This is a genomic window from Allocoleopsis sp. (assembly GCF_036703385.1).
Taxonomy (GTDB): domain Bacteria; phylum Cyanobacteriota; class Cyanobacteriia; order Cyanobacteriales; family Coleofasciculaceae; genus Allocoleopsis.
Window position 1 is genome coordinate 1 of record NZ_DATNPA010000390.1, and the last position, 9,286, is coordinate 9,286.

A 9,286-nucleotide genomic window follows, 5' to 3' on the forward strand; every position below is an offset into this window, starting at 1 on the left:
ACTGGAAGGTCTTGAGGACAGCAGCGCCAGTGAGGCTGAACATTCACTTGTGTTAGGGCACGTAACCGGGTGATGGCTTGATTAATTTCATGCCCTCGATCTGACAAGGTCGCAGGGTCGGTCATCTTTTTCGATAAAATCAGGGCACCTACTATTGTTGATGTCCCACTGCCGATTTTGGCGCTCTAACGTTAATCAACCTCTTGCTCTCATTCGATTTTCGCCCGCCCAGCCCCCACCCCCCTAATCCCCCCTTAATAAGGGAGGACGTTAGAAACGGAGGGGAGAATGCATTCCAAGTCCCCCAGAATTGGGGGATTTAGGGGGCATTCCAGAATTTATGCAAGAGACGACCATGAACTACGTTCACAAACCTTGGATGAAAATAGGGATAGGAACGATTTAGCGTTGTTTCAGCCTCTATTTTCAAGCTAGGTCTCATGGCTGTCCAGTTTGCCAGTTATTTGCGGACTCAGTAACTAACCACCATGCCTTCCGATTCCCCTGGTCGCTACCAAAGTCGATTTTTCAATTTTCTTAACCGACAATCGGTTCGTTTGAGCGGTCGAGTCGCTCGCGCGGTACGTCAGATTAAAGTCGCAGCAACCTGGGGAGTGCAAATTCTGCTTTATCCGGCATACCTGCTGACACAAGTCAGCCTATCAGCAGGTCGTCAACTCTCGTCGGAGGCAGAAGCGGGATGGCCTAAATTAAAGGAATTGACCCATAAAGAACCAGAACACGAGGAGACAGTACCCCAAGCGGATACCCCTATTCAACGAGTCCTCCGTGAAGTCACCACCCTACCTCTTCCAGAAGTATTGGGTTCAGTGGTGTTACAACCAGATTTGTGGGTAGAAGACAATAGTCAGGCGTCAGATGGGCAAACGCCTGACAACGGACAATTAACAACTCCCTCCTGGTTGGAGTTGACGCCGCCGCAAACTGGGAGTGAGCCGACGATTGCCCAAACGCGAACCAATGAAGTCCGTCATGAGATTCAGGGGGTAGCGAGTCTGTTGGAAACACGTTCCTTGGTACTCGTTACCATCGAAAATCAAATTCTGGATATTTTGACGCCTCAGCAGCAGCAAAAACTCGCTTCTAAGATGAGCTGGGAAGTGGCGAACTTCTGGCGTCAACGGCGTTTAGTCCAAGCATCTAAGCTCAAAAATGCAGCACCTCGGCTTTCCAGCTTGGATCAGCCTCGTGTTTTGCTGCCGGTGAGGCTGTTTTGGAAGGTGATGGCATGGGTGCAAACCAGTCCAGTGGCGATCGCAGCGAATCTTTTCCAAGAATCTACCTTGATTGGAGAAGAGGCTCTCGATTCCGGTGAAATCTTACCGCCTCGTCGAGCCTTAAAACCAAGGCGTCAACTGCCAGGGTTGAATAACTCAGCGATCGCAAATCAGCAAGTACCCCAAAAAGCCTTAGCTTCTTTAGATCGCACGATCGCTGAACTAGAATCTCACCAACTTGTACCCGGAACGGAAGGTTTAGTCCAACTCCGAGATTCCTTACAAGAGCGGTGGAATTCCTCCTGGGCTAACGTTTCTGAGGGTCTCCTTACGCTTCGCAATCGCGGTCAAAAACTCAGCAAACAGGGACAACCACAATCCATCACCCCTGAGGAGCAAACCTCAGCAACTGAGACATCTCAAACACGTTCATTTCAGATTCCAGCCTTAATTCACGCGGCGATCGAGTACTTTTTTGGCAGACGTGGCTCTGATTTATCGGGGACAGATTCCCAGGAGCAAGCGCCACTTTCGGGGAAGCCGCAAGCAGAATTCCGTCCACTCTCTGGGCGTAATTCTCTCTCCTTATCTCCAGCGCAAAGCCGTGAAACTTCGGAGTTTGCTGATACAGATGAATCCGATCCTTGGTTATCCTGGGGTGATCTATTTGGTCATTCAGTCTCTTCAGAGGCTACAGCACAATCAACCCCTACTAGTCAAGGATTAGAGTCCCAAATTCCAAATTCCAAATCCCAAAATCAACTGCCTGAGGGGTTCAATAGTAAGATGCCCATCAAACCCAGAAATTCTGTTTGGGATAACCTCAAGCGCTTTGTGAGTCCTAAGTCAGCTCTGAGCAAGCGTTCTGCACCAGGTAGGAAAAGGCCGACTGTCGAACCTGATTCCTCAGTTCCCCAGGCTGGTAAACTGACAGCGACCCAAAAGACACCGCCTTTGGCAACTCCGACACAAGACAAAGGCAGTACTCCAACCAAACAACCTAAGACGCCCTCTTCTATTGACGTGGCTTCCCGCCGTCCCAGTGGTATATCGTCGGGTAAGGGGAAGACTACGGCTATCACAAATCCTTCTACCCCTGCTCAAGATACTGGAATTGAACCCTCGCCCGATTGGATTGAAACGAAGGCAACTCCAACCGGATACGTCAAGCACCCCTTAGAACGAGTGTTAGGGTGGTTAGATCGCTCTATGCTGTGGTTGGAAGAGTTCGCGTTGAAAGTTTGGCGATGGTTGCGGCGGTTGGGGCGTTGAGAACCGAAGCGTCTGACTAATAAAGGTTCTGGTAGGGGCACGACATGTCGTACCCTCTCCCCAGGTAGTTGATCTCAGATCTTGCCGCAACTCACGGTTACCCCACCCCAGCCCTCCCCTGAGCAAGGGGAGGGAGCTAAATACCTCCCTTAATCAGCCGGAGATCATACCAATTGGATTTGAGTTTGACACAACAACCGAGAACCGCTATCGTCTCAACTTCTTCGATAACGCATCCCCGGTAACTGAGACGCCAATCCCATGAGTTCTAATTGCAACAGGGCGCTAGAAACCGACCCCGCTGCCAAACCCACTTGCTGCACAATGGAATCAAAAGGAGTCGGTTCAGGTGTTAACGTTTGCAACACCTTTGTCAATTCTGGCTCTAGCTGAGGCACGGCTTGAGGTGGCTCTTGTGCAAACAGAGGTAACTGTGTTACAGAGTCAAGTTCTGGGATGGCTCCCAGCATTTCCAACAAATGACCTTCATTTAAAATCACATGAGCACCTCGACTCAACAGCCCCAAGCACCCTTTAGACTGCTCATCATCCAGTCGCCCCGGCAACACATAAACATCGCGACAAAATTCATTCGCTTGATACGCCGTAATCAGCGCCCCGGACTTACTGGGGGCTTCCATCACTAGAATGGCGCGACACAAACCTGCAATAATGCGATTGCGCTGGGGAAAATGAGCGCGATTGGGCTGAGTTCCGGCAGGGTATTCACTTAACACTAACCCCTGCTGCTGAATTTGTTCGTAAAGATTGCGATTGCGTGGGGGATAAATCAAATCAACACCGGTTCCCAAAATAGCCCATGTCCGTCCACCCGCCTGCAAACAGCCGTGATGCGCTTCTGTATCAATGCCTGCTGCCATGCCAGAGACAACGGTAAAACCATGCCGAGCCAAAGCGGTACTCATTTTCCGCGTCCAACGTTTACCGTACTCTGTCGGTTCGCGAGTGCCAACAATGCCTACCATCGGCTTTATCCCCTGATTTTCCTGGGGTTGCACCTGCCCTCGATAGTATAAAACTGGGGGTGCGCTGGGAATCTCTAGCAGTAAGCGGGGATAGTCGGCATCAGCTGGTGTCCAGAACTGGGGATTTTTGGCAGTATGCTGTTCTAAGAGCTGTTCTGGATTAATTTGCGATCGCGCCGTCACCACCGTCCCAGCCAACTGATACCCAAAACCTTCTACTGCTTGCAACTGGGTAGCATTCGCGCTCCAAGCCTCTGCCAGCGTACCAAAATATTGTTGTAGACGCCGGAGCAACACTGGCCCCACACCCTTCACTTGTGCCCAAGCTAGCCAGTAGGTACGTTCTTCCACTTTATTTCCCCCTCTTGATGCACCAGCCGCTACAGCCATCCGTTTGACTGCGCCTAAAGCCTGTCTCTTCTTTTAAGCGTTCCAACTCACAAGACGGGCATAGAGATAAGCAATGGCTTCAGAAATAATAGACCGCACTCCTGCACTATATATCCACCATTGTTTTGGATTGTAACTATCTGAGTCTACGCTAATCACGCCGACTTGAATTTTGGGAGCAAGGGCTTGCTTGAACAGTAGCCAACTCCTTCTAGCATGGACATCACTGGAATAAAGGTTAATAGATTTTATCTTCAAATTTGACTGGCTGATCCATTCACGCAGGGCAATGGCAGAAGCGGCGGTACGATTTCTGAGGACTTCAGGGGCTGGAACAGCAACGAGTTGATCTGGAGGGAATCCTAGTGCAATTAATGTGGCTGCTGAAAGTTCGGCATTAGTCTTATATTCGGACAGATAATATCCTTGTTCCAATGGAGTTCCTGTAGTAATCAGTTTTTGATAGCCTCCTCGTTTGAATTCCTGCATGGCGCTTTTTAGGGCATAGTCTTCCATCCAGCCTTCTACAACTAAAACATCAGCCTTAATGGGAAAATTGGGAGCCAGGAAACGATGGGCATGATTGGCTATAAATAGCATTAAAGCCAAGACAAGCACAAAGATGAATAACCATCCCTGGATTGTGGGTAACCAGACTTCTTTCCGCTGGATTAAAGGCATAATTAAGAACATTCAGGCATCAAAGAATTTATCCGAAATTACTCTATGGCTAAGAGTTCCTTCACCCGGATTGAGGGACTATCCGAAAAATTCTTTTTAGACTTTTGATTTTCGCCCAACTCATCGCTTATTCCCGATCTCTATTCCCACTCCTCAGACTTAGTGTAAGCCAGACTCCCAAATTCCAATGTAGAGGCGATCGCCTTTTTGCCTCTCAATCACACCCTTGAGAGAATTTAGGGTAAACGAGTATTGTTGAGACACTTTCTGCTGTACTTGTTGTAATCCTTGCTGGATTTCCTGATTGAGCTTGCAACCTAACATTCCATTCAATGTCATTACCATTAGCTGAAAATCTACTTCCGAAGTAAAAGATGCCTCCGTTTGCCGAATCCGTTCAGAGTTTTTATCAAATAAAAAGCCTAAGCTTACCTGCTCAGGAATTAACTCATAAGATACAGCACCCGTATTAGGCCAATAGCCACGTGAAGTTTTACTAGGGGTACCTAACATCCGTAGAACATCTTTTTTATCGATTCCTGGCTGAAATGCTGGAATGCCAATGCCACTTGGATCGGCTCGGCATTCCCGTTCAATTAGACTCCCTAGCGACGGCCCGGAATCATCAAAAGTCTTTGGCGGCAACCCTGCTGGATGGGCGGCGAGGAGAAAATTTTGTGGTACCGCTTGCGATTGGAATAACAGCGAAGAGGGTAGTAAAACCGGGGAAAGTCCGGCTATCAGGTAACTCGTGACAATTAAGATCCCCATGACAATTTTATAGAATATGTTTGGAACTAGCACCGTATGTGATCGGGATTGCTCGCCTTGGATGTCTGCTTAAATTTAAGATTAGATATCCCTTAAAATCTCTCTTCAGATTTAAGAATGCTCATTTTATTAACACTCAAATACTGATTCGTGAGATTTAATCCGAATAACTTCTCCTCAACTGCTGTCTCAAGCTTTCAATTTTTATTTTTGAATTAAAACTCAAGGCTGTATAATAAAACATTCAGGCGAAAAGTCACTTAAGTGGTAGATAAAAAAGTACCCTGATCTCTATCAGAGAGACTTAGCAGAAAGATTTACAGTAACTAACCATAAGGTCGTTCTGAAGAGCTAAAGCTCAATTTTATCCATGCGATGCCTTTTGGACTCGCAGCTTCCAGCTCATTGCCGCTCTACGGCGGTACGCTTGGTGCCATCGATTGTTAATCTTTAATTTTTACCGCCCAATAACGGTTTTACACCAAGCACAAACCTCTTAAAGATAAATCATTTTTTTTGTCATTCCGCCATCAATAACAAAATTTGCACCCGTGATAAAACTGGCTTCAGGAGATATAAGATAAAAAATGAATGAAGCAATATCTTCAGGTTGACCCACTCTCCCAGTAGGGTGCTGTTGATGGTCTTGCTTTGTTAGTTGCGGAGTCTTTCTATTGGCTTGTTTTTTCCATTCACTCACATCTATCCAGCCTGGACTAATGCAATTAACCCGGATTTCTGGGCCTAAACTAATCGCTAAAGCGTGAGTTAAAGCTACGATCCCTCCTTTAGATGCTGAATAAGCTTCTGTATTCGGTTCTGACATTAGCGCTCGTGTTGAGGCAATGTTAATAATCGTCCCTTGATTTTTTCTCAAATAAGGTACAGCATACTTTGTACAAAGAAATGCCCCAGTGAGATTAATAGAAAGTGTATTATTCCAAGATTCTAAACTAAGTTCAGTTATCGGTAAATTCTCCGGATCAGCCCGTGCAGCATTATTAATCAATACATCTATTCTTCCCAAACTCGTGTCAGTTTCTTGAATTAAGCTGTTAACGGATTTTTCGTCAGAAACATCAGTATGGATAAACCGGAGAGAACCAAGAGGCTTCAATTCTGCCTCCGTTTCCTTTCCGGCCTCTTCATCGATTTCTGCAATAATGACACAGAGTCCCTCTTGCAAAAATTGCTTAGCGATCGCTTTGCCAATCCCCTGCCCTCCTCCCGTAACAATCGCTACTTTTCCCCGCCAGCTCATAAGCCCTCCTCCTGAATTCATGAATGAGCAGTACGCTGCTCTTTGAGATAGGCAAAAACAGACTTATCACCAATATCCGGAGGAATGGGTTGCACCACTTTTCGCAGTGCAAACACCATAAATAAAACAGCCCAGATGGCTAAAAAACTCTGTTCCCAAGCAGTTGGCAGGACACCCGATAGGTGGCCTAATAAAAGGATGGGCACTAGAGGTGTGAGGAACTTGGTTTCAAAGCGGTTGAAGCAAAACGCTTCCTTAAAATAAATTCCTGTCAACGCCGCAAAGCTAAAACCGATGCCGAGAATGGTTGTGGGATGGTTGTAAACAAATAAAGCAAAAGGTTCGCGAATGGATAGTGCTATCACCGTTGAGACAATGCCACCGATCGCCCAAAAGATTTGAAGCAGTCGGTGTAAGGGTACTAAGTAAATATGAATGGTTACCAAGCTAACCCCCAGTGATAACCAAAACAACGCATAAAGGGGAGTCAGCAGGGCTAAAACAGTGGGGGTAGCACCCCAGGACAAGACTAGTCCGCTAGCTAGGGCGAAACTTAGCGCGGCTGCCAACAAACCGCTACGGTAGACAATCACACCCGTGCGATCGCCCTGATCAATCGTAAATTCCCCGAATTGACCCTGATAAACCTCTGGTTCCAACGGCTGTTGTAACCTCATATTTTATCCTCTCGTCTAAACATTTGACGCCTTTGGAGTAGTTATAGCTATATCGGCAACACCTGCATATGTCCAGGTTTTTGCATCGATTTTGATATTTCTACAACTTTAACCTTTCATTTCTAGGCTCACCACTACTTCCACGGGTGAACCTACATCCATCTGTAACGTTTGATGGGCATTACCGCCGTTAACGGCAATCTCTACCCAACCGTGACTTCCGATCAGGGCAACAAGTTCTCCCAGGGGGCGATTCGTATAAGTTTGGCTACTCTCGATCCTGCGATCGCGCAGCATCTGTGTAGGAGAATCGCCCAAGACAACTGACCAGGTTTTTCCCTGAACCTCCGCCGCCGGAATATTGGTGATGAGGTTGCCGAAGTAATCTATATATTGAATACAACCTATGACACCAGAACTTGTTGGGGTGCGATCGCCAATCGTCAACTGAACTAGTGTTTTTGGCTCAATGCTTACGCCTAGCCGTGCGATCGCAACACCACTGGCGATATGAGCACCCACTGCTGCAAAGATATCTCGACCGTGGAATGTGCTACTGGGTGTCGGTGTCCGCCAGTACTCCGGATTAGCCAGTTCCACAGTGGCTAAGGCTCTCGTTTGATTTAAGACACCACTGAACAATCCATTATCGGGTCCAACCAGAAAGCCTTGATCGATTTGAACAGCAATCCCCCTCCGTTGACTTCCCACCCCCGGATCGACCACAGCAACATGCACCGTCCCAACCGGAAAGTAGGAATAGGCATTCATCAAGTTAAACCTTGCGGCAGCAATATTTTGCGGTGGAATCTGGTGTGTGAGGTCTATAACGGTCAAAGCCGGATTAATTTGAGCAATCACACCTTTCATTACACCCACATACACATCCTTTAAGCCAAAGTCGCTTAAAAGAGTGATGAGCCGATTTTCAGTCATCTTGCATGATTGAGGGTAGCGTTTATCTTCTTTTTCATTAAATAATTGAAGAGAGTATGCCGGATTGACATACTCTCTTAGTGGTATTGGCTCCTATCAGCGAGTGCATCCCGTTAGAAGTCAATCTACGCTCCCAAGATACTTTCCTGTCGCAAAGCCCCTACAAAATTGCGACGGCAAAATAGGGAGGCTCCCCTATCAGCTCACCAGCAGTTTGCAGAGTTCATTCAAATTCGGCGCTTTAAATGAACTATCTTCCCCTTTAAACGTTGGATCATATGCCTTTGCAATGATCGTTTCTGCCAGATTTTCTAAATTTTTGATATTCTGCGGCTCTGTATTATCCATATCATCCAGACCTTGGCCTTTCTTTAACAAAGCTTGGTAGCGATAGTACTGAGGTGGTCTATCCTGAGCTTTTGGCAAGAGTTGTTCTAGTTGAACAGCGACAGATTCACTAGAACCGTCAAGCGTAATATTAAGAAGCGGTTCTACCCATCCCACTAATCCCCAATTCTTAGCTTTCTCGTACTCATATCTACGGGTTAGTGAGCCGGTTCCCAAAGATACTACCAGTATGTCCTTGAGTTCAAGTGGTTTCTTACCAGGTTTTTTAGAATCAATGATGGCTTCCATCAGTGCTAGGGATGTGGGATTATTGGCAAAAACTCCACCATCAACCAAGCTATAAAAACCTCTGTTTTGGGTCTCGTGTTCGGCAGAAGCCTCAACCTTATGGGGTTTGAAATAAGTCGGAGCCGCTGAAGTCGCCATTGCGGCTTGGTGCATGGTGAAGCCACTAGATATTTTCCGATAATACGGATTAGTTCTTTCTTCTTTTTTGGTTTGGCTTGTAAAGAAAACAGGTGTCCGTAACTGAATATCGTAGCTGGTGACGAGGACTTCTGTAATTGCATCCCGGAGAGGAGTATCCCCAAAAAACTCTTTTAAGACCTTATCTCTTCCATCAGAAGAATACTTGGGCCTACTGATGTCGTCTAACTTCATTATTTTTTCAAGAAATGGCTCATAAAATATTTCTCCCCCACGTTCCCTGTAAATTTTAATTAAGTC

8 protein-coding genes are annotated in these 9,286 nt (G+C 46.7%); 1 reads left to right on the forward strand and 7 read right to left on the reverse strand.

The window, feature by feature from the left end; all coding sequences use genetic code 11:
• Window positions 1-488: 488 nt before the first annotated feature.
• A complete protein-coding gene (locus tag V6C93_RS19315) occupies window positions 489-2,510 on the forward strand; it encodes a hypothetical protein (protein WP_333478295.1) in 2,022 nt (673 codons plus the stop codon).
• Between the two features lie 215 nt (window positions 2,511-2,725).
• Here the strand turns inward: V6C93_RS19315 and dprA are convergent, their stop codons facing one another.
• The 7 genes from dprA to V6C93_RS19350 all read right to left on the reverse strand — a co-directional run.
• Window positions 2,726-3,886: a DNA-processing protein DprA gene (dprA, locus tag V6C93_RS19320; RefSeq protein ID WP_333478296.1), complete on the reverse strand. Its 1,161-nt coding sequence runs from the start codon at window positions 3,884-3,886 to the stop codon at window positions 2,726-2,728.
• Window positions 3,887-3,919: 33 nt separating this feature from the next.
• A complete protein-coding gene (locus tag V6C93_RS19325; protein ID WP_333478297.1) occupies window positions 3,920-4,567 on the reverse strand; it encodes a YdcF family protein in 648 nt (215 codons plus the stop codon).
• A gap of 159 nt (window positions 4,568-4,726) precedes the next feature.
• Window positions 4,727-5,338 carry a hypothetical protein gene (locus V6C93_RS19330; protein ID WP_333478298.1) on the reverse strand — a complete coding sequence of 204 codons (612 nt, stop codon included), beginning with the start codon at window positions 5,336-5,338 and terminating at the stop codon, window positions 4,727-4,729.
• A gap of 496 nt (window positions 5,339-5,834) precedes the next feature.
• Complete coding sequence (locus V6C93_RS19335; RefSeq protein WP_333478299.1) at window positions 5,835-6,599, reverse strand: glucose 1-dehydrogenase; 765 nt, start codon at window positions 6,597-6,599, stop codon at window positions 5,835-5,837.
• Window positions 6,600-6,616: 17 nt separating this feature from the next.
• A complete protein-coding gene (locus V6C93_RS19340) occupies window positions 6,617-7,276 on the reverse strand; it encodes a DUF2301 domain-containing membrane protein (protein WP_333478300.1) in 660 nt (219 codons plus the stop codon).
• Window positions 7,277-7,384: 108 nt separating this feature from the next.
• Complete coding sequence (locus V6C93_RS19345) at window positions 7,385-8,212, reverse strand: SAM-dependent chlorinase/fluorinase (RefSeq protein WP_333478301.1); 828 nt, start codon at window positions 8,210-8,212, stop codon at window positions 7,385-7,387.
• 198 nt (window positions 8,213-8,410) lie between these two features.
• The coding region (locus V6C93_RS19350) for a patatin-like phospholipase family protein (RefSeq protein WP_333478302.1) at window positions 8,411-9,286 on the reverse strand (876 nt) is incomplete at its 5' end.